The organism is Streptomyces sp. NPDC008001 (assembly GCF_042958085.1).
Classification (GTDB): Bacteria; Actinomycetota; Actinomycetes; order Streptomycetales; family Streptomycetaceae; genus Streptomyces.
On the sequence record NZ_JBIBIZ010000010.1, the window covers coordinates 20,503 to 40,406 of the forward strand.

Genomic DNA, 19,904 nt, shown 5'->3' on the forward strand with positions numbered 1-19,904 from the left:
CCGCCCCGGGGCCCGTCCTAAGCGGGGACCTCCTCCGGCGGGCGGCGGTACATCCGGGTGGCCGTGATCTGGCCGTGCACCTTCTCCTCGTCCGGGTCCTGCTGCTGCGGCAGGCCGGGGCGCAGGTGCTCCTCGACGCTGATGTACTTCAGGCCCGCCCTCAGGTCGGCGTCGTTGCGCAGCCGGATGACCAGCGGGAACTCGGCCAGGGCCGTGGTGTCGAACAGGCCGGTGGTGTACAGCAGCTGGACGCCGAGGGCGTCGGCGACGGCCCGCTGGAGCTCCAGCAGGTACGTGGCGTTGGCGCGGCCGATGGGGTTGTCGAGGAACAGCGTGCCCGCGTGGCGCTGCTTGTCGCGGCCGCGGTCGTTGCTGCGGAGGGCGGCCATGGTGCAGTACAGAGCGATGGCCGCGGTCAGCAGCTGGCCGCCGGAGAACACGTCGCCCATCTGCCGGACGGGCACCCGCTCGGCGCGCAGCACCGCGTCGGGCTTGAGGATCTCCACGGCGACGCCGCGCGGCTCCAGGGCCGCCCCGACGCCGCGCAGCAGCAGGGACATGCCGTCGCGCCGCAGGTCGGAGTTCTTCTTGACGGCGGCGCGGGTCGCCTCGTCGATGACCTCGCCGAGGCGCTCGGTGAGCGTGCTCTGGTCGGGGTCGTCGAAGCGGATGCGCAGGAACTCCTGGCCCGACCACTCCCCCAGGCCCTCGGGCAGCCGGGAGAGGCGCTGGGCGGAGCGCAGCGTGGTGAGCGAGGACTCCACGAGGCCGCGCAGCCGGTCCACGATGCTGTCGCGGTTGCGCTCCAGCTGCTCCAGCTCGTCGGTCAGCACCCGCAGGCGGGGCGCGAACGCCTCGGCCCACGCGGCCGCGTGCTCGGGCAGGGCGGCGGCGGGCAGCTCGCGGATCTGCTGGCGTGCGGGGGTGCGCACCTGCTCGTAGCGGGTGGAGTTGGCGTGCCGGACGAGGACGTCACTGGCCTCGCGGACGGCGGACTCGGCGGCCGACAGGTCGCCGGCGCAGCCGCGCAGGGAGCGGCGGGCCTCGGCCGCGGCCTGGCGGGCCTCCTCCAGGCCGCCGCTGTACGGCTCGGGCTGCTCGCCCTCGTCCTCCGGGGAGTTGTCGCGCAGCAGGTCGCGCAGGAGGGCGGCGGTGTCGTCGAAGCCGGTGGCGGCGTCCTCGGCGGCGCGGTGGGCACGCAGCAGGTCGGCGTGGGCGGTGCGGGCGCGCTCCAGGGCGTCGGTGCGGGCGCCGAGCTCGGCGGTGACGGTGCGCAGGAGCTCCTTGGCGCGGTCGGCGTCGCCGGGCACGAGCTCCTCGGGGAGCTCGGTGTGGGCGTCGCCGTCGGCCGGGGCGAGCCGCTCGGCCTCGCCGCGCAGCCGGCCCAGCTGCTCGCTGGCCGCGGAGGCGCGGCTCTCCAGCATCTGGACGAGCTCCTCGGCGCGGGCCGCCGCGGCCTGCCGGGAGGGCCCGTCGGCGCCTTCGGTGCCCTCCAGGAGCTGGGCGGCGCGGGTGCGCACCTTGTTGGTGAGCCGGTCCAGCTCGTTGCGGGCGGCGCTCTCGTCGCTCTCGGCGCGGGCCTGCTCGGCGCGGAGGTCGGCGCCGACGCCGACCTTCTCGTAGACCTGGGAGGCGGCGCGGTAGGCCTCGCGCAGGGCGGGCAGCGAGGCGGTGGGCGGCTCGGCGGCCTCGGGCACCTCGTCGGGGGCGCCGGCGATCTCGGCGCGCTCGGCACGCAGGGCGCGGGCGGTGCGGCGGGCGTCGTCGGCGGCGCGCTGGGCGGCGCGGCGGTCCTCGTCGGCGGCGCGGGCGCGGTCGACGCAGGCGGCGGCGCGCTCCTCGGCCTCGGCGGCCTCCTCGGCGAGCTCGCGGGCGCGCGTCTGCCAGTTGGCGCGTTCGCGCAGCCGGTAGGCGAGGCCGGCGAGGGCGTCGGCGACGCGGCGGGCCCGCTGGGCGGTCTCCTGCCGCTCGTCGCGCACGCGGGCGGTCTCGGCGGCGGTCTCCTCCGCCTCGGCGCGGGCGGCGCGCAGGCCGGCGAGCTCCTCGTGGGCGGTGTCCGCGGCGCTGCGGGCGCGGCCGGCCTCCGCGGCCAGTTCGGCGAGGCGCCCGGCGGGGCAGCCGGCGCGCCAGGAGGCGAGGCGGGCGGCGAGGGTGCGGTCGCCGGCGAGCCGGGCCGCTATGGCGCGGATCTCCTCGTCGCGGGCGAGGGCCCGCTCGCGCAGCGTGTGCCGCTCCTCGTCGGCGGCCCGCTCGTCGTGCATGGCGGGGTTCGGCGTTACCAAGAAGACGCTGCCGACGCCCGCGTCCTGCCGGCCGGTCTCCGGCACGGGGGCGAGCAGGGCGTCGGACGTGCCGACGGCGAGGGCGGAGCGGGGCAGCAGGGAGGCCGCGCCGAGGACTTCGCGGGCCCGGGCGTGGGAGTCGGCGTCGGTGATGACGACGCCGTCGACGAGCTCGGGGCGGGCCGCGAGGACGGCCGCGTGCCGGGCCGGGTCGACGGCCTGGGCGAGGTAGCGCCAGCCGGGCAGGGCGGGGATGCCGTGCTCGCCCAGGTACTCCACGGCCGTGAGGACGTCGGGGCGGGGCGGCAGCAGGCCGCCGTCGCCGAGGGCGCCCAGGATGCGGGAGTCGTCGGCGGCGGCCGTGCGCAGGTCGAACAGGTGGCGCTCGGAGGCGGCGACGCTCTCGTCGAGCAGCTCGCGCAGCGCGTCGGCGTTGCGGTCGAGCTCCTCGGCGGTGAGCGGGCCGGTGACGGGCCGCTGCGCGCGGCCGCGGGCGGCGGCCGCGCGGACCGCGCCCGGGTAGTACGGGCCGGGGGCGCCGGGGTCCTCCTCGGCGGGGCGGCGCGGGGCGGGCGGCTGGTCGGCGCCGTGCGGGCCGGTCTCCGACCGCGGGCCGGGCACCTGGCCGGAGGCGTCCGGCTCGGGCAGGCCCAGCAGTTCGGTCAGGCGCTGCTCGGCGCCGATGGACTCGGCGGCGCGCCGCTCGGCGTCGTAGGCGGCCTCGGCGGCCGTGGCGGCGTCCGCGGCGCGGGCGGCGGCCAGCTCGGCGCGGCTCTCGGCGGCGGCCGTCTCCTTGGCCCGGTCGGCGGCCTGGCGGGCGGCCTCCCGCGCGGCTTCGTAGGCGGCGACGGCCGGCTTCTCGGCGTCGCTGGCGGCGAGCGCGGCGCGGGCCGGGTCGGCGTCGGGGCCGGTGTCGTCGATCCAGCCGGCGCGGACGGCCTCGGCGGTCTCCTGCTCGACCTCGGCCAGGCGCTGGCGGAGGTGGCCGGCCTCGCTGCGGGCGCGCTGGGCCTCGGTGGCGGCCGCGGTCGCGTCGCGGTGGGCGGCCTCGCTCTCCTCCTGGAGGGCGGCGGAGCGCTCCTCCTCCTCGTTGGCGCGCTGCTCGCCGTTCTCGGCGGCGGTGTTGAGGGCCCGTACGAGCTCGGTGGCGGCCCGGGCGCGGGCGGCGAGGGCGGGGGCGGCGTCGCGCTCGGCCTCGCGGATGGCGGCGGCGACGCGCGCGGAGCGGTCGGCGGCGGCGCGGTGGCGCAGGACGGTTTCGGCGGCCTGCCAGGCGGAGTGCAGGGTGCGGGCGTCGTTGAGCTCGCGGCGCTGGGCGGCGGCGGCCTTCTCGGCGGCGGCCAGTGCCAGGGAGGCGTGCCGGTAGGCGATCTCGGCGGCGATCAGGGAGCTGCGGCCGCGCTCGGTCTCGGCGTCGGTGACGGCGTGGGCCGCGGCGGCCACCTGCTCGGCCAGTTCGGCGGCCCGGCCGCGCTCTTCGAGCGCGCGGGCGGACAGGCGGCGGGCCAGGCCGCGGGTGCGGCGCTCGGCTCCGGCGTGCACGCCGCGGGCCTGCTCGCGCTTGACGGCCGCGTCGGCGATGCGCGACAGGAGGTCGAGGGAGCCGGCGGTGAAGTCCCGCTCGGCGGTGAGCTCGGCGCGGCGGCCGAGCTTGTGGGCGAAGCCGTGCACGAGGTCGGCGAGGCCGTCGGTGTCGCGGGTGTCGGTGACCGCGCGCAGCAGCAGGTCGGTGAAGTCGGAGTCGTTCTTGACGGCGAAGAGGCCGGCGGCCTCGCCCTCGTCGGCGTTCATCTCGCGCTGGTAGCGGAAGAGTTCGGGGTCGAGGCCGAGCTCGCCCAGGTGCTCGTTCCAGCGCTCGTGGATCTCTTCCCAGACCACGTCCAGGTGCGGGTAGGCCTTGCCGGCCTCGGTGAGGGCGTCGCGGAAGCCCTTCATCGTGCGGCGGCGGCCGCGGGCGCCCGAGGAGCCGTCGGCGGCGCGCATGGCGGTGGACTCGGCGACGGGCAGGGCGTCCAGGCTGAGGCCCGGGCCGGGCCGGAACGAGTACCAGGCCTCGGCGAACTTCCGCGGGTCGTTGGAGACCTGGCGGCCGCGCCACTCGCTGACCTTGCCGACCACGATGGTCTCGCCCGTCAGGACGTGCTGCCACTCCAGGGCGACGTGCCCGCAGTCGTCGGCGAGCAGGAACTTGCGGAGCACACCCGAGCTGGCGCCGCCCAGGGTGTTGCGGTGGCCCGGCAGCATGACCGAGAAGATCAGCTTGAGGAGGACGGACTTGCCGCCGCCGTTCTCCAGGAAGAGCACGCCGGCCGGCGCGGGGCGGCGCGGCGGCCCCACGGGCTCCTCCTCGAAGAACTCCGCCTGCGTCGGTGCGGGGGTGGGCACGGGCGCGCCCACTCCCCGGAGGTCCAGCACGGTGTCGGCGTAGCGCGCACCGGCGGGCCCGATGGAGTAGAGGCGGACCCGGGACAGCTCGTACATGGCGGCGGACTCTCGCTTGTTCGCAGTGGACGGACGACGGAGGAGGAGGCGGTGTCAGGAGTGCCGGGGGCGTCAGGAAGCGTGGAAGGGCAGGCCGGCGTCGGCGACCAGGTCGAGGTCGTCGGCGTCGTCCGGCGGCAGGAGCGTCGCGCTGCCGTCGCCGACGGGCACGATCCCCAGTTCCAGCAGCTCGGCCATGGCGGCGCTGCCGGCCATGTCGCGGACCTGGAGCTGGTAGCGGGCGGTGGTGCGGTACGCGCCGCCGGCGTCGTCGCCGGTGCGCTGCAGGAAGCCGGAGTCGACGAGGAAGGCGACGGCCTTGGCGATGATGCCCGTGGTCGAGCCGGCCAGGCGGCGGGCGTCCTTGGTGGCGCCGGTCGCGCTGCGGCGGGCGTAGACCCGCCAGGCGGCCTCCAGGCCGGGGGCGCCCGTCGTGGGGTCGGTGTTCTCGCCCTCCTGGGCGGCGCGCTCCTCCAGGCGGCGGCAGGCCTGCCGGACGAACGCGTCCACGCCGTTGACGGTGATGCGGCCGATGTAGCCGTCGTCGGCCAGGTCCTCCGGGCGGGGGAAGGCCAGGGCGGCGACGGCGAGGTGGGCCAGGCCGTGCAGGAAGCGGTCGCCGGAGTCGACGGTGGCGCGGCGGGCGTAGTCGCCCATGCGCACGGCGAAGACCGAGTCCTCGGCGGCGGTCACGGCCATGCCGGCCCGGGTGGACACCTCCAGGACGATCAGGCCGAGGCCCGCCGCGACGGCGTCCGCGAGGCGCGCGAACGCGGGGTCGTCGCGGTGCCGGCGCAGCAGCTCGGCGTACTCGGCGTCCCGCGCGGGCACGAGCTTGGGCTGCAGCCCGAACGCGATGAGCCGCGCGGCGTCGGCGGCGTCCGCGGGGGTCACCGGCGCGGTCCCGCTCGCCGCCGGGGCCTCCGTCTCGTCGACGGCGTCCGGCTGCGCCGTCTCGTAGGCGTCGTACTCAGTCACGTTCGCTCGCTCCTGCGGATGTGGTCTTTCGGTGGGCCCGGCACGGCCGGGCAAGAGTCGTCGGCGTCGGCCGCGGGCGAGCCGCCGTGCCGGGCAGGGCGCGATCCCGGGCCGCCCGCCGCGGGCGCCCCGTCACGACGCCTCCGCGCGGTCCGCTGCCATGCCGGCCGCGTCGAGGAGGGCCGTGCCGACGATGAGGTCCGCGCCGCCGAATTCGGGGTCGTCGAGGACCGTGCCGTCGTCGACGGCGAAGAGGAGGGACGGCTCGCCCTGGCGGTAGGCCGTGCCGACCGGGGGGCTCGCGGCGTGGACGGCCAGGAGGGCGACGAGGTAGGGCAGTTCGGGGTCGCGCCGGCGGGCGTCGGCGAGGAGGCCGGAGAGGCGGCGCGGCGCGTCGGGCGGGAGGGTGAGCAGCTCCATGGCGCTCGCGAGCTGCTCCTCGCTGAAGCGGCTGTCGTCGGGCGTGGCGATGAGGTCCGGCTCGGGCATCTCCGCGCCGAGGTGCTCCCGCTCGGCGGGCGGGCTGAGGAGTATGCCGACGAGGTCGGCGACGCGCACGGAGACGGGCGTGCGCAGGCCCGTGCCGCGGGCGAAGAAGGCGTCCGTGACGCGTCCGGCCTGTTCGAGCGGCAGGGGCAGCACGGGGGCGAGCAGCTGCCCGTAGAGGTCGAGGCCGGCCCGGCCGGCGGAGGTGGAGAACGCCTGGCGGTCCTGCTCGGCGCGGAAGAGGGGCCCGGCCTCCAGGAGCCGCGACTGGAGCTGGGTGTGGCGGCGGATGCAGTCCTTGACGATGTCGACGAGCTCGGCGGCGCGGCGCTTGTGCTCGGGCTCCTCGGCCTCGTCCCGCGCCTTGCGGATGTTGGTGAGGATCGCGTTCTCGTGGCGGTAGCGGTCGGCGACGTGGTCGAGCGCCTCGGCGATCATGTCGGGGACGGTCTTCAGCCAGTCGACGGCGCGGACGTTGCGCCGCGTGGCGTCGAGGGTCTTGCGGAGGGTCTCGGCGTACTGCACGGTGCGGTAGCGGGCCTGCTCCGCGGCGAGCTGGGCGTCGGCGAGCCGGCCCCGGCTGATGAGGACCTCCAGCTTCACCTCGGCCGCGATCTGCGCGCTGGTGACGTCGGTGTCGAGGGCGCCGACCAGGACGTTGACGGCTTCGTCGGTGGTGCGCAGGAAGACCGTGCCGCCGGGCCCGGGCACCTCCTCGACGAGCTTGAAGTCGTAGTCGCGCCGGACGTAGACCCCGTCGGCCCCGAAGGTGCCGTAGACGGCGCGGAAGCCGCGGTCGACGCTGCCGACGTTGATGAGGTTCTCCAGGACCCAGCGGGCCACGCGCTCGTGCTCGGCCTGCGGCCGCTCCGGCGCCTGGGCGGCGACGCGCGGCTGCAGCCGGGCCACTATCTGCTCGTGGTCGGCGCCGGTGTCGAAGTCCATGTTGAGCGTGACCAGGTCGATGGCGGCGAGCGCCACCTCCGCCATGGCGTAGACGCCGTACTCGCCCGCGAGGTTGGCCTTGCGCACGTCCAGGTCGTGCAGCGGCGCCGTGCAGGCGAGCGCGCGCAGCCGGCGGGCCAGGCCCTCGTCGGCGGCCGGGCCCGGGGCGACGGGGGCCGCCCCCGCCCGGGGGAGCGACGGCCCGTTGAGCTGGGGCGGAACGGCCGCCGGGGCTGGAGAAGTCACGTCGCACAGAGTAGGCGGTCACACCGACAACGGACGAAACGGCACGGGTGGAATGTCCGCCACGTCCCTAGTGTGTGGCTCCGCCTTCCGCACGGATGTCCACGGTGCGCCCGGCGGCGGTGACGGCGATCACACAGAGTGCCTCCGCGGCGGCGGAGACGGGAAGCGACGGCAGGGCCCGGTCGGTGACCTGTCCGGGCGCGTAGGGGACGTGGACGAACCCGCCCCGCAGCCCGGGGCGTTCGGTCGCGGCGAGGTGCATCAAGCCGTAGAAGACGTGATTGCAGACGAACGTGCCGGCCGTCTGGGAGACCGAGGCGGGCAGCCCGGCTTCCCGCACGGCCGCGACGCACGCCTTGACGGGCAGCGTCGCGAAGTAGGCGGCGGGGCCGCCGGGGACGACGGGTTCGTCGACGGGCTGCGCGCCCGCATTGTCGGGAATGCGAGCGTCGTCGATGTTGACGGCGATGCGTTCGACGGTGACGTCGGGGCGGCCGCCCGCCTGCCCCACGCACAGCACGAGGTCCGGTTCGGTGCGGTCGACGGCCTCCCGCAGGGCGTCGAGGGCGGAGCCGAAGACGCAGGGCAGCAGGGCGGTGGAGACGGCGAGGCCTCCGGGCGCCCGCGCGGCGGCGGCGCGGACGGCCTCCCAGAAGGGGTTCACGTCCTCTCCGCCGAAGGGCTCGAATCCGGTCAGCAGGACACGGGTCACGGTGGTGGCTCCCGGGCGGTCGTCAGACGGCGAAGGCGTACATGAGGGCGATGTTGCAGCCGAGCAGGACGACGGCCGTGGGCAGCTGGGCCTTGATGGGCCCGTACTGGTCCTTCAGTTCGAGGAGCGCCGCGGGGACGACGTTGTAGTTGGCCGCCATGGGCGTCACGAGTGTGCCGCAGAACCCGGCGAGCATGCCGATGGCCAGGACGGCCGGGGCGTTGCCGTGCTCCTGGAGGACGAGGACGGGCCAGCCGACGGCCGCGGTCATGACGGGGAAGGCGGCGAATCCGTTCCCCATGACGATGGTGAAGAGGAACATGCCGGTGCAGTAGACGACGACGGCGAGGAAGAGCGAGCCGTCGGGCAGCACCGCGGTGGCGATCCGGCGCACCTGGTCGCCGACGCCGGCGACGGAGAAGACGGAGCCCAGCGTGGCGAGGAGCTGGGGCAGCAGCATGGCCCAGCCCATCGTCTCCAGCATGGACCGGCCGGCGTGCAGGGGCGTCGACAGCCGCTTCTCGCGCAGCATCACCATGCCGACGACGAGAGCGACGACGGCGCCGATGCCGAGACCGAGGATGGTCTCGCTGCCCTTCTGGAGGACGGGTTCACCTCCTGCGGAGAGCCTCTTGACGCCGACCGCGCAGGTCAGGGCGACGGCGGGGATGGTGAGCGCGGGCACGAACAGGCGGCTCCCCCACCGTGCGGCGCGCGCCTCCCGCTGCGCGGGCGTGGCCGCCACGCCCTTGCCGCGCCCGGTGAAGCCGAAGCCGGCGAGACAGACCATCACGAGGACGGCGGCGCCCAGCGGCTCGGCGGGGGCGGACTTGTCCGCGACCCAGGTGCCGTAGACGAAGCCGAGACCGAGCAGGCCCCAGAAGGCGGCGGTGCCGAAGCGCTTGGGGTTGCTGCGGTCGGTGAGCATCTGGGCGGCCATCACCAGGAAGATCCCGCCGACCAGCCAGTAGAACCACTCGGCCTTGATCACTTGACGGTCTCCCCGAGCTCGGCGGCGCGGGCGGGCCCGGGGGCCGCGCCGGGCGGCGGTTGCAACTGGCGGTCCAGCCGCAGCAGCCGCCAGCCGTGGACGGCGAGCGCGCACAGCGCCGTGGGCACGGCCCACAGCGCGAGCTGCAGCGGTTCGAGGTGCGTGTGGTAGGTCGTGTTGACGAAGCCGGTGATCAGCAGGATCGACCCGACGGCCAGGAAGACGTCCTCGCCGAAGAACAGCCCGACGTTGTCCGCGCTCGCGGCGAACGAGCGCACCTTCTCGCGGGCCTTCTCGCCCAGCGGCCCGTGCCTGCGCTCGGCGGCGCCCTCGGCCATGGGCGCGGCGAGCGGCCGTACGGTCTGGGCGTGCCCGAAGACGTTGTTCAGGCCGACGGCGGCGGTGATCTGGCGCAGCAGCAGGTAGAGCGCGAGGAAGCGGCCCGCGGTGAGCCCGCCGAAGCGGGTGATCAGACGGCGGGCCTGCTCCTGCAGGCCGTGGTGTTCGAGCAGGCCGATGACGGGCAGGGTGATCACGAAGATCGTCACCGAGCGGCTGGAGGCGAACCCGGTGCCGAAGGCGGCCAGGACGCGCTGGGGCGAGAGGCCGCCGAGGAGGCCCGTGACGATGCCGGCGGCACCGACCACCAGCAGGGGGTTGCGTCTCGTGGCGAAGCCGAGCACGACCACGAGGACGCCCAGGAGAACGATCATGCGCTCCGCCTTCCGGGATCCCGGACGGCCCTCATCCGGTCGGGTGAGGGGATTGGCGAGGAGGCTAAGGTATTGTTCAACAATCCTCAATAGGCATGGGGGTTGCTGATGGCCTTGTCCACTGCGCAGCGCGCGGCCGGCGTGCTCCGCGACCGCATCGAGGGCGGCAGCCTGCCGCCCGGCACCCGCCTCTCGGAAGAAGCGCTCGGCCGGGACCTCGGAGTCTCGCGCAACACGCTGCGCGAGGCGTTCCGGCTGCTCGTCCACGAGAGCCTGGTGGTCTACCGGCTCAACCGCGGGGTCTTCGTCCGGGTGATCGGCCCCGAGGACGTCACGGACATCTACCGCCTGCGCGCCGCCCTGGAGTCCGCCGGCGTCCGGGCCGCGGCAGGGGCCGGGCCGGCGCTGCGCGAGGCCGTGACCGCGGCGGTGGACCGCGCCGAACGGGCCGCCGCCGAGGGCGACTGGCAGGAGGTCGGCTCCGCCGACATAGCCTTCCACCGCGCCCTCGCCGCCCTGTCCGGCAGCCCGCGCACCGACGCCGCCATGGACCGGCTGCTCGCCGAACTGCGCCTGGCGTTCCACGCGATGCCCTCGCCGCGCCGCTTCCACGAACCGTTCCTGGCGCGCAACCGCACCCTGGCCGGGCTCCTGGAGGACGGTGCGTACGCGCGCGCGGAGAGCGAGCTGACCACCTATCTGGACGACGCCCTGGACCTCATCCTGGGCGCGATGCGCGAGCGGGAACCACACGGCGGAGACACCGGGAGGGCTTCATGACGACAGGCACCGGCAGCGGCAACGGCGGCAGCAGCACGGACGCCGGAAGCGGCGGCACCGCCGCCGTGCTCGACCTCAACGCCGACCTCGGGGAGGGCTTCGGGCACTGGCGCCTCACCGACGACGACGCCCTGCTGTCCATCGTGACGAGCGCGAACGTCGCCTGCGGCTTCCACGCCGGCGATCCCTCCACCATGCGGCGGGTCTGCGAGCGGGCCGTCGAGCGCGGGGTGCGCATCGGGGCGCAGGTCTCCTACCGCGACCTGGCCGGCTTCGGGCGCCGCGCCATGGACGTGCCCCCCGGCGAGCTCGCCGACGAGATCACCTATCAGATCGGCGCCCTGCGCGTCTTCGCGCAGGCGGCCGGCGCCGACGTCGCCTACGTCAAGCCGCACGGCGCGCTCTACAACCGCACGGTCGCCGACGCCGGACAGGCCGCGGCCGTCGTCGCCGGAGTGCTGGGCGCGGGCAGAGCCCTGCCCGTCCTGGGCCTGCCGGGCTCGCGGCTCCTCGACGCCGCCGGAGAGGCCGGACTGCCGGTGGTCGCCGAAGCGTTCGCCGACCGCGCGTACACGGCCGCGGGCACGCTGGTGCCGCGCCGGACCCCCGGCGCGGTCGTCCACGACCCGGACGCCGTCGTCACCCGCTCCATACGGATGGCCCGGACGGCCGCCGTCACCGCCCTGACGGGCGAGGAGGTCACCGTGCGGGCCCGCTCGCTGTGCCTTCACGGGGACACGCCGGGCGCCGCGGAGCTCGCCCGGCGGGTGCGCACCGCACTGGAGGCCGCGGGCGTCCGCCTGAAGGCCTTCGCATGACCGCGCGCCCCGCGGACGCCCCGCCCCGCCGTCCGCTGCCCGTGGGCCGGCACGCCCTGCTCGTCGAGGTCGCGGGAGCCGGGGAGGCGCAGGCGCTGCACGCCGAACTGCTGCGGCGCCGGGCCGCCGGGACCCTGCCGTCCGTGACCGAGATCGTGCCCGCCGCCCGGAGCGTCCTCCTCGACGGGCTGGACGATCCGCGGGCCCTCGCCGCCGACATCGTGCGCTGGGACGTGCCTCCGCTCGCGGCCACCGGCAGCGAACCCGTCGTCCTGCCGGTCCGCTACGACGGTGCCGACCTCGCAGAGGTCGCCGCCCTGTGGGGAGTTGCCGCGGACGAAGTCGCACGCATCCACTCCGGCCTCGAATTCCGCGTCGCCTTCTGCGGCTTCGCCCCCGGCTTCGGCTACCTGACCGGCCTCCCGGAGCATCTGCACGTGCCGCGCCGGGCCACACCCCGCACCGCCGTGCCGGCCGGCTCGCTCGGCCTGGCGGGCCCGTACACCGGCGTCTACCCCCGCTCCTCCCCCGGCGGCTGGCAGCTCATCGGCCGTACGGACGCGACCTTGTGGGACGCCGCGCGGGAACCGGCGACGCTGCTGGCCCCCGGCACGCGCATACGTTTCGAGGTGACCGCGTGACCGGCCGGGACGAGGGCATATCCGGCCGGTGCGAGCGCACGACCGGCCCGTCGGCCGGGACGACCGCCGGGACGACCGCCGGGACGACCGCCGGGACGACCGCCGGGACGCGTGCCCTGACCGTCGCCCGGCCCGGTGCCCTGACGACCGTGCAGGACCTCGGCCGGCCCGGCCATGCGCACCTGGGCGTCGGCCGCTCCGGTGCCCTGGACCGGCCCGCGCACGAGCTCGCCAACCGCCTCGTCGGCAACCCGGCGGGCCACGCCACGCTGGAGACCACCGTCGACGGCTGTGCGGTCCGGGCCGGGGCGGCCGTGACCGCGGCGGTGACGGGCGCGCCCTGCCCGGTGCGGGTCGACGGCCGCCCCGTGGCCTGGGGCGCCGCGGTGCGGGTGCCGGCGGGCGCCGTGCTCGACGTGGGCCGGGCCACCTGCGGGCTGCGCAGCTACGTGGCGTTCGCGGGCGGCCTGGCCGTACCGCCCGTCCTCGGCAGCCGCTCCCGCGACCTGCTCTCGGGGCTCGGCCCCGAGCCCCTCGCCGCGGGCGCGGCACTGCCGCTCGGCGCGCCCTGCGGACCGCCCGCGGACGCCGACGCCGTCCCGTGGACGGGTCCGCCCGCCGGCGGGCTGGTGCTGCCGGTCGTGCCCGGCCCGCGCGACGACTGGTTCACGCCCGCCGCGCTGCGCACGCTGGCGCGCGGCGCGTTCCGGGTGTCGGCCGCGAGCAACCGGATCGGCCTGCGCACGGAGGGGCCGGCCCTGGAGCGCGCCGTCGACGGCGAGCTCCCGAGCGAGGGCATGGTCCTGGGCGCCGTCCAAGTCCCCCCGGACGGCCGCCCGGTCGTCTTCCTCGCCGACCATCCGACGACGGGCGGCTACCCCGTCGTCGGCGTCGTCCCCGAGGCGGAACTGGCCGCCGCGGCCCAGGCCGTGCCCGGTACGCCGCTGCGGTTCGTGCCCGTACGGGCCTGAGGGCGGCCGCCCGCGGTCGCCGGTCCCGCCGGGCGGCACCGGTCGCCGGCCGCCCGGGCGGGGTCCGGCGTTCAGTCCAGGCCGCGGATGATGTGCGACTCGGCGTCGGGGTCCTCGCCCGACCGGTCCGGGCTCTCGTCCCGGACCGGACCGCGGGTCCGCGCGGTCTCCTCCCGGGTCTCTCTCCGGTGCTGCATGTGCTCGTCCTGTGCCTTGAGCTGTTCCACGGCCGCCTCCTCGAGGTGCACTTCCGGCTGTTGCTCGTACGGCTCCCCGGAAACCGACTGGCCGGGTTCCCTCAGGGTGACGGTCCGAAACCGGGCACCGCCACAGGGGATATCGCCAGATATGGCGGCCTCCATTCGGGTGAAAAATCCGCCAATCGGGATAAAATGCATGCAGGTCCGACCTGACACTGAAAGAAGGTGGCTGACGTGACCGCTCCTACGTCGCCCCGGATAGACCAGCACCCGGACATCCTGGCGCTCCGCGCCCACTCCGAAGCGGCGACGAGCACCCCCGTCGCCCAGGCCGTCGAGGCACTCGCCCTCCTCTGCGGTGTCTACCTGGCCGCTTCGCCATGGATTGTGGGCTTCAGTGGCGCTTTCACCCTTGCCATCCACAATGTGATCGTGGGTGCGGCCTTTGCTTGCCTGGTCGGCGGTTTTGGTCCGGCCTACGAGCGCACCCATGCCATGAGCTGGGCGGCCCTGTGTCTCGGCGCCTGGACGATCATTTCGCCCTGGGTCGTCTCCGGCCACGCGTTCATCACGGCCGCCATCGTCAGCAACGTCATCACCGGAGCGGTGGCCTGCCTGGTGGCCCTCGCCCTGGCACGCATGGGGATGGCGAGGTCACGGCGCTGAACGCCACCCGTCCTGAAAAAGGCTGAATTTCGCCGTTCTTGCCGTTCGCCCCTTAGGCGTCCGGCACGGCGTCCGCCGGATCCCCCTTCAGGATCCCCCCTCCGGCCCCGTCGTCCGCACCCGGGCGACGGGGCCGGAGTACGTCCGCCCCGGACGGCAACGGAAACGGCAACGGCAACACCGGCGGCAACAGCAACCACCCCGTTCACCCCTGGGGATGAAAAGTCGGTTGATGTTCGTACCCGATGACTCCGCCGGACGTGAAGTGGCAATGCTCCCCCTCCCACTGATCACTTCACCCTCATAGAGGTCCGGAAGGCCCAGGGATGAACCACCTGTACAGCTACAGCGCGCCCGGGGTCGGCACGGGCCGGGACACGACGCTGCCCGCCGCGTCCGCGGGCGAGAATCTCCGGCTCACCCTCGTCTATTTCCTCCCCAACTACCTCAAGGGCGTCTTCCGCTCCCGGCCCCGGGTCGCCGCGTTGCTCGACCGGGCCGACACCGCCCGGCGCGGCCTGGAGGCCATGCGCCGGATGCGGCGGCGGCACGGCCGCGGCCCGGTCGTGGTGCGCGGCGCCGCCGGCCCCACCCTGCTCGTGCTCGACGCCGACGACGCCCGGCAGGTGCTGTCCGGCCCGGTCTCGGTCTACGCGGTCGACACCTGGGAGAAGGTGAGCGGGTTCGCGCCCGTCCAGCCCGAAACCCTGGTCGCCTCGCACGGACACCAGCGGGTCGTGCGCCGGATGTTCAACGACGCGGTCCTGGACGCCGGATGCCCGGTGCACCGGCTCGCCGACCGCTTCCTGCGCATCGCCGGTGAGGAGGCCGCCGCTCTGCTGGGCCCCGGCGCCGTGGCCGGGCTGCGCCCGGAGGCCGTCCGGGAGAGCTTCGAGCGCGTGGGGCGGCGCTGCTTCCTGGGCGAGGCGGCCGCCGGCGACGAGGAGTTCTCCCGGCTCCTGCACGCACTCCTCGCCGAGGCCAACTGGATGGGGGCCCGGTCCTGGCGGCCCGGCCGCACCCGCCGGCTGCGCCGCAGGATGATGCAGCGCCAGGCGAGATATCTGTACGAGGCGGATCCGCGCAGCCTGGCCGGTCTGTTCGCGTCCGCTCCCCGCAGCCCCGAGACGGCCCCGGAGTGCCAGGTCAGCCACTGGTTCATGGCGCTCGGAGCGCTGAGCGCGGTGACGGTGCAGACGCTCGCCCTGCTCGCCACGCACCCGCGCCAGCGCGAGCGCGTGATGGCGGAGATCCGCACGGCGGACCGCGCCCACGGCCCCCGCACGGTCCCCGGTTTCCTCGGCATGCCCTATCTGCGCGCCTGTGTGCAGGAAGCGGCCCGGCTGTGGCCCCCTGTGACGGGCCTCGCGCGCCGGACCACCGGCGAGACGCACTGGCGGGACGCCGTCGCGCCGGGCGGGATCAACGTCCTCGTACCGGCCGCCTTCCACTCCCGCGACGGCGAACGCCTCGACTACGCCCACCGGTTCGCCCCCGAGAAGTGGCTGGACGGCACGGCGGACCGCGACTGGGCGGTCAGCCCGTTCAGCCGGGGCGAGGCCCAGTGCAGCGGCATGGAGCTCGGCCTGCAGCTGGCCACCGGGTTCGTCGCCGAGCTGCTGCGCGGCGGTGAGCTGGCCGTCGCGGGGATCCGGCTCGGCCCCGGCCGCCCGCTCCCGTACGCCTTCGACACCTCGCGGCTGCGGATCGGGATCCGCGCCGCCCGCACGCCCGGAGCCCCGGCGCACGAAGCTCCGGCGCCCGAATCCCCGGCGGCGGAAGCCCGTCCGGCAGGGGCCCGCTCGCCCGAGGAGGACGCATGACGGCCGTCGGCACACCGAACACCCCGGGCATGACGGGAGCCGGCCCCGAGGATGCGGAAGCCGCTGCCCGGCTCGTCGCCGTGGCCCGGGAGCTGGGCGAGGCCGCCGGGGCGGTCCGGGCGGCGGAGCTGGCGGTCGCGGCCGTCGCCGGAGATCCCGCGCTGCTCGCCTCGCTCGCCCGCTCGCCGCGCCGCGGCCTGCAGGCGGCGACCGCCCTGGCCCGCGGCCTCGCCGGCCTGGGCTGCGTCCCGGGCGGCGGCCGCACCGCCCTGGTGGCGGGCGCCGTCGTCCGCCGCGGAGGCCTCGCCGCCGGCCTCGCGGCCACCGCGCTGCGGCTGCGGATCCGGCTGTGCACGACCCGCCATGCCGAATACGCGGCGGAAGGCCCGGTCCGGCGCATGCTCGTCGCCGTCGAAGCCGGGCTCCCCGACCTGGCCCTGCGCATCCTCCGGGAAAGCGTCCGCGTCCGGAGCGCCGGGCCCAGCCTGGCCGCGCTCACCCCGGCGCTGGAGGAGGTGACGGCCTGGCACGCGCTGGCCTGCGGCAAGCCCTTCAACGACGCGGCGGCCTGGCACACCGTCATGGGCACCGGCCTTCCCGGGGACCACCGGGCCGGGAGCGTTCCCTTGCCCGCCGTCCGGTCCCGCCGCTCCCGCCGGCCGGAGCCGGCCGTGGAGCCGCTGGACCGCGTGTTCCCGGACGGCCTCGACGAGAGCGGCGGCATCACCGCCCACCTGCGCAACCTGGCCGCCCTGGGCCCCGGCAGGATGCTCACCCGGCAGCTCACGGGCCCGGACGGCACCACCCGCTGCCTGGTGCTCCTGCCCGGCCCGGAGTTCGTCCTGCCGCGCACCGCCTCCCCGGAGGAGCTGGCCGGGGCCGTCGCCGCACTGGGCCGCGGCGACCTCCCGTACGCCCTGACCGCGCGCGACGTCCTCCGCCGGACGGTGCCCGAGGGGATGCCGGTCGCTCTCGTCGGGCACGGCCCCGGCGGTGTGACGGCCCTGCGTCTCGCCGGTGTCCCGGAACGGGCCGCCCCCGCCGTCACACAGGTCGTCACGGTCGGCTCTCCCGCCGGCCCGCGGCACCCGCACGCTGCCGGCGCCCCCGTCGCCGCCCTCACCGAGGAGCACGACCTGCTGCCCCGGCTGGAGGGGCGCAGCCCGGTCCCGGTCCTGCCCCCGCACCCCGGACGGCTGGAGATCGCCTGGGCGGATCCCTCGTTCGACGTCCCGCAGTGCCACGGCGCCGAAACGTACGCCCGGAGCCTCGACAAGACCGCCACCGAGGCCCGCGACCGGGTGGACGAACTGCTCGCCCCCTACCGGGGCCGGGCGGGGAGGACCGTCGTCCACCGCCTCCCCGGCGGCTAGGCCGGTGCGCCCGAGTGCCCGGCCCCCCTTCTGCAACCCTCACGGAGACCTGTCGATGACACCGGTACCGCGCCGCCGCGAGTGGCACTCCCTCCCCTTCCCCCTCGCGCTGCTGGAGCTCAGAAGACAGCGGCAAGTGCTGCGGGCGCACAATCTGTACGACACCTACGGGGCCGGCGGGGAGCGTCCCCGCACGCCCGTCGCCGAACTGCTCCCCCACCGCAGCTACGACGGCTCGGGGTACGACCCCGCCGACACCGACATGGGCCGGGCGGGCACCCGCTTCGACCGCAACTGCGCCCTGCCGGAGACGTATCCCGAGCCCGAGGACGACGGGCTGCTCTCGCCCAGCCCCCGCGAGGTCAGCCGGCAGCTGCTGCGCCGCCGCTCCGGCTTCCGGCCGGCCACCGGCCTCAACCTCCTGGCCGCGGCGTGGATCCAGTTCCAGAACCACGGCTGGTTCAGCCACGGGGACAACCGGGCCGACCGGCCGTTCGCCGTGCCGCCGGCCGCGGACGACGACCGGCCGCAGTGCCCCGTGCTCGTACGCCGCACCCGCCCCGACTCCGTGCCCCACACGGACACCACCGGCCCGGCCCGCCCGCCGACGTACGAGAACACCGTCACCCACTGGTGGGACGGCTCCCAGCTCTACGGGTCGAGTGAGGAGCGGTGCCGGGCGCTGCGTACGGGCGAGCGGGGGAAGCTCGCCCTGACGGACGGCCGGCTGCCCGCCGAGACCGCCCCGGGGCTGTCCGGCATCGACCTCACCGGGTTCAACGACAACTACTGGGCCGGGCTGTCCCTGCTGCACACGCTCTTCGCCAAGGAGCACAACGCGATCTGCGACCGGATCGCCGCCGCCCGGCCCACCTGGGGCGACGAGCGGCTCTTCCAGACGGCGCGGCTCGTCAACACCGCCGTCATGGCCAGGATCCACACGCTGGAGTGGACTCCGGCGCTGGTCGCCCACCCCGTCACGCGGGCGGCCATGCACATGAACTGGTACGGCGTCCTGCCCGCCCGGGTGCGGCGCCGCACCGGCCGGTTCGGCAAGGGCGAGACGCTGTTCGGCATCCCGGGCTCCCCGACCGACCACCACACCGCGCCGTACGCGATGACGGAGGAGTTCGTCGCCGCCTACCGGATGCACCCCCTGATCCGCGACGAGTACGCGATCTCTTCGCACCGCACGGGCGCGCTGATCGAGCGGACGGACTTCGACGCCCTGCAGGCCCTGGCCACCCGCCCGGCGGTCGACAAGTACGGCCTGTCCGACCTGCTCTACTCCTTCGGCGTCATGAACCCCGGCGACATCACGCTGCACAACCACCCCGACTGCCTGCGCGACCTCGTCCGGATCTCCGGCGAGCACGTCGACGTCGGGGCGGTGGACGTCCTGCGCGACCGCGAGCGGGGCGTGCCCCGCTACACCGCCTTCCGGGCCGCGCTGCACCGCCCGCCCGTCTCCGGTTTCGAGGAGCTGACCGGCGGCGACGTGGGGCTCGCCGCGGAGCTGCGCGAGGTCTACGACGGGCGGCTGGACCGCGTCGACACCATGGTCGGCATGTACGCCGAGCGGCGGCCGCGGGGGTTCGCGTTCAGCGACACGGCGTTCCGGCTCTTCGTCCTGATGGCGTCCCGGCGGCTGAAGAGCGACCGCTTCTTCACCCGGGACTTCCGCCCCGAGGTCTACACCCCCGAGGGCATGGAGTGGATCGAACGCACCGGCATGACGGATGTGCTCATGCGCCACCACCCGGAGCTGGCCCGGTCGTTGCAGGGGGTGCGCAACGCGTTCGCGCCCTGGCGGATGCTGCGGCCCGGGGGGATCCGGTGATGGGCACCGGCGCGGAGCACGCGCCCTGGTCGCAGCCCGTCCGGGCCCAGGCCTGCTCGCTGCGGGAGCAGGCGGCCCGGCTGCGGTCGAGCGCCGAGGAGGTGGCGTCGCTGGGCCCGGAGGGCGCGGCGCTGCGCAAGCGGATGATCGCCCATGCGGATCGCGCCGAGGCGGCCGCGCGCTCGCTGGAACGCGCGGCCGAGGCCCTGGCCCGGCACGAGGTGGTGCTGGCGGCCTTGGACCGCCGCCTGGAGGACGACGGCTTCAGCCCGCCGGGCGGACCGCCCCGGCCCGGGTGGCGGTAGCCCTGCCGGGCGGGCGGGGCCGCAGGTGACGTGGCCACCGCCGGTCCCGCGTCCCCGTGGCCGGGCCCCGCGGTGGCGGGAGGTCCTTCCGGCGCCACGGCGGCCCGGCGGGTCCTAGCGCGCCGCGAGCGCTCCCACCGGCTCGCGGGCGTACCAGCGTTCGTCGCGGAGCTCCGCCAGTCCTTGGTCCGCGAGGCCCTGGACGTGCTTGGTGACGGTGCGCGGCTGGTAGCCGGCAGCCGCGCACAGCTCTTCCAGGGAGGCCCCGGCGGCGCCGTACGTCCGCAGGCTCTCCCACGTGCGCGCGGCGTGCCGGCCGAGCCCGGGCTGAGCCGCCTGCTCCACGGGCGCCCCGGCCACCGCCTCCGCGGGCCGCCCGGCCGCCGGCTGCCGGACCGCCCGGGAAGCCGCCTCCGCCGCCGGCTCCCCGGCCGGCTGCGCGACCACCTGCGCGGCCGGCTGCGGCACCGCCGGCGACGCCGTCTGCGGGGCCGCCGCCGTGGAGCGCGGGCGGGCCGCGCCGACCGGGCGTGGTGTGCGGTTGACCCTGCGGTGCCTGCGGCCCTTCTGGCGTTTGCTCATGGATGTACCACTGCTCCGTCCTGTGGCGGGGTGCGTGCTGCGTGCTCTCTCCCGGGTCAACCCGGGGGTCA

The 19,904-nt window shown here is 75.9% G+C and carries 17 protein-coding genes; 9 read left to right on the forward strand and 8 right to left on the reverse strand.

The window, feature by feature from the left end; translation table 11 throughout:
* Positions 1–17 precede the first annotated feature (17 nt).
* The 6 genes from ACFZCD_RS26115 to ACFZCD_RS26140 form a co-directional block, all read right to left on the reverse strand.
* A complete protein-coding gene (locus ACFZCD_RS26115; protein WP_391834906.1) occupies positions 18–4,763 on the reverse strand; it encodes a hypothetical protein in 4,746 nt (1,581 codons plus the stop codon).
* Positions 4,764–4,835: 72 nt separating this feature from the next.
* On the reverse strand, positions 4,836–5,741 hold the full coding sequence (locus ACFZCD_RS26120; protein WP_391834908.1) for a hypothetical protein: 906 nt from the start codon (positions 5,739–5,741) through the stop codon (positions 4,836–4,838).
* Between the two features lie 132 nt (positions 5,742–5,873).
* Complete coding sequence (locus tag ACFZCD_RS26125) at positions 5,874–7,418, reverse strand: hypothetical protein (RefSeq protein WP_391834910.1); 1,545 nt, start codon at positions 7,416–7,418, stop codon at positions 5,874–5,876.
* Positions 7,419–7,485: 67 nt separating this feature from the next.
* On the reverse strand, positions 7,486–8,130 hold the full coding sequence (gene pcp / locus ACFZCD_RS26130; protein WP_391834912.1) for a pyroglutamyl-peptidase I: 645 nt from the start codon (positions 8,128–8,130) through the stop codon (positions 7,486–7,488).
* Positions 8,131–8,152: 22 nt separating this feature from the next.
* On the reverse strand, positions 8,153–9,121 hold the full coding sequence (locus tag ACFZCD_RS26135; protein ID WP_391834914.1) for a DUF979 domain-containing protein: 969 nt from the start codon (positions 9,119–9,121) through the stop codon (positions 8,153–8,155).
* Positions 9,118–9,834, reverse strand: a complete 717-nt coding sequence (locus ACFZCD_RS26140; RefSeq protein ID WP_391834916.1) for a DUF969 domain-containing protein — start codon at positions 9,832–9,834, stop codon at positions 9,118–9,120. Before ACFZCD_RS26140 ends, ACFZCD_RS26135 begins: the two co-directional genes overlap by 4 nt.
* 108 nt (positions 9,835–9,942) lie before the next feature.
* Here ACFZCD_RS26140 and ACFZCD_RS26145 point away from each other — a divergent pair, with 108 nt between their 5' ends.
* From ACFZCD_RS26145 to ACFZCD_RS26160, 4 genes are all read left to right on the forward strand, one after another.
* Positions 9,943–10,614, forward strand: coding sequence for a GntR family transcriptional regulator (locus tag ACFZCD_RS26145; protein ID WP_391834918.1), 672 nt, complete (start codon positions 9,943–9,945; stop codon positions 10,612–10,614).
* Positions 10,611–11,432 (forward strand): LamB/YcsF family protein, encoded by an 822-nt coding sequence (locus tag ACFZCD_RS26150; protein ID WP_391834920.1) that lies wholly within the window; start codon positions 10,611–10,613, stop codon positions 11,430–11,432. The genes ACFZCD_RS26145 and ACFZCD_RS26150 overlap by 4 nt, the downstream gene beginning before the upstream one ends.
* On the forward strand, positions 11,429–12,073 hold the full coding sequence (locus ACFZCD_RS26155; protein ID WP_391834922.1) for an allophanate hydrolase subunit 1: 645 nt from the start codon (positions 11,429–11,431) through the stop codon (positions 12,071–12,073). The genes ACFZCD_RS26150 and ACFZCD_RS26155 overlap by 4 nt, the downstream gene beginning before the upstream one ends.
* A gap of 116 nt (positions 12,074–12,189) precedes the next feature.
* Positions 12,190–13,044: a biotin-dependent carboxyltransferase family protein gene (locus tag ACFZCD_RS26160; RefSeq protein ID WP_391835619.1), complete on the forward strand. Its 855-nt coding sequence runs from the start codon at positions 12,190–12,192 to the stop codon at positions 13,042–13,044.
* Positions 13,045–13,115: 71 nt separating this feature from the next.
* On the opposite strand, the gene ACFZCD_RS26165 is transcribed toward ACFZCD_RS26160, so the two are convergent.
* Positions 13,116–13,271: a hypothetical protein gene (locus ACFZCD_RS26165; RefSeq protein ID WP_391834923.1), complete on the reverse strand. Its 156-nt coding sequence runs from the start codon at positions 13,269–13,271 to the stop codon at positions 13,116–13,118.
* Positions 13,272–13,478: 207 nt separating this feature from the next.
* On the opposite strand from ACFZCD_RS26165, the gene ACFZCD_RS26170 reads away from it, so the two are divergent.
* The 5 genes from ACFZCD_RS26170 (at position 13,479) to ACFZCD_RS26190 (ending at position 19,251) form a co-directional block, all read left to right on the forward strand.
* A complete protein-coding gene (locus ACFZCD_RS26170) occupies positions 13,479–13,910 on the forward strand; it encodes an SPW repeat protein (protein ID WP_391834925.1) in 432 nt (143 codons plus the stop codon).
* Positions 13,911–14,236: 326 nt separating this feature from the next.
* Entirely contained in the window at positions 14,237–15,733 is a 1,497-nt protein-coding gene (locus ACFZCD_RS26175) for a cytochrome P450 (protein ID WP_391834927.1), read from the forward strand.
* Entirely contained in the window at positions 15,730–17,106 is a 1,377-nt protein-coding gene (locus ACFZCD_RS26180) for a hypothetical protein (RefSeq protein ID WP_391834929.1), read from the forward strand. Before ACFZCD_RS26175 ends, ACFZCD_RS26180 begins: the two co-directional genes overlap by 4 nt.
* 55 nt (positions 17,107–17,161) lie before the next feature.
* Positions 17,162–18,946 carry a peroxidase family protein gene (locus tag ACFZCD_RS26185; RefSeq protein WP_391834931.1) on the forward strand — a complete coding sequence of 595 codons (1,785 nt, stop codon included), beginning with the start codon at positions 17,162–17,164 and terminating at the stop codon, positions 18,944–18,946.
* Positions 18,946–19,251, forward strand: a complete 306-nt coding sequence (locus ACFZCD_RS26190; protein ID WP_391834933.1) for a hypothetical protein — start codon at positions 18,946–18,948, stop codon at positions 19,249–19,251. The genes ACFZCD_RS26185 and ACFZCD_RS26190 overlap by 1 nt, the downstream gene beginning before the upstream one ends.
* A 114-nt stretch (positions 19,252–19,365) precedes the next feature.
* On the opposite strand, the gene ACFZCD_RS26195 is transcribed toward ACFZCD_RS26190, so the two are convergent.
* Positions 19,366–19,833: a hypothetical protein gene (locus ACFZCD_RS26195; protein WP_391834935.1), complete on the reverse strand. Its 468-nt coding sequence runs from the start codon at positions 19,831–19,833 to the stop codon at positions 19,366–19,368.
* Between the last annotated feature and the right edge of the window lie 71 nt (positions 19,834–19,904).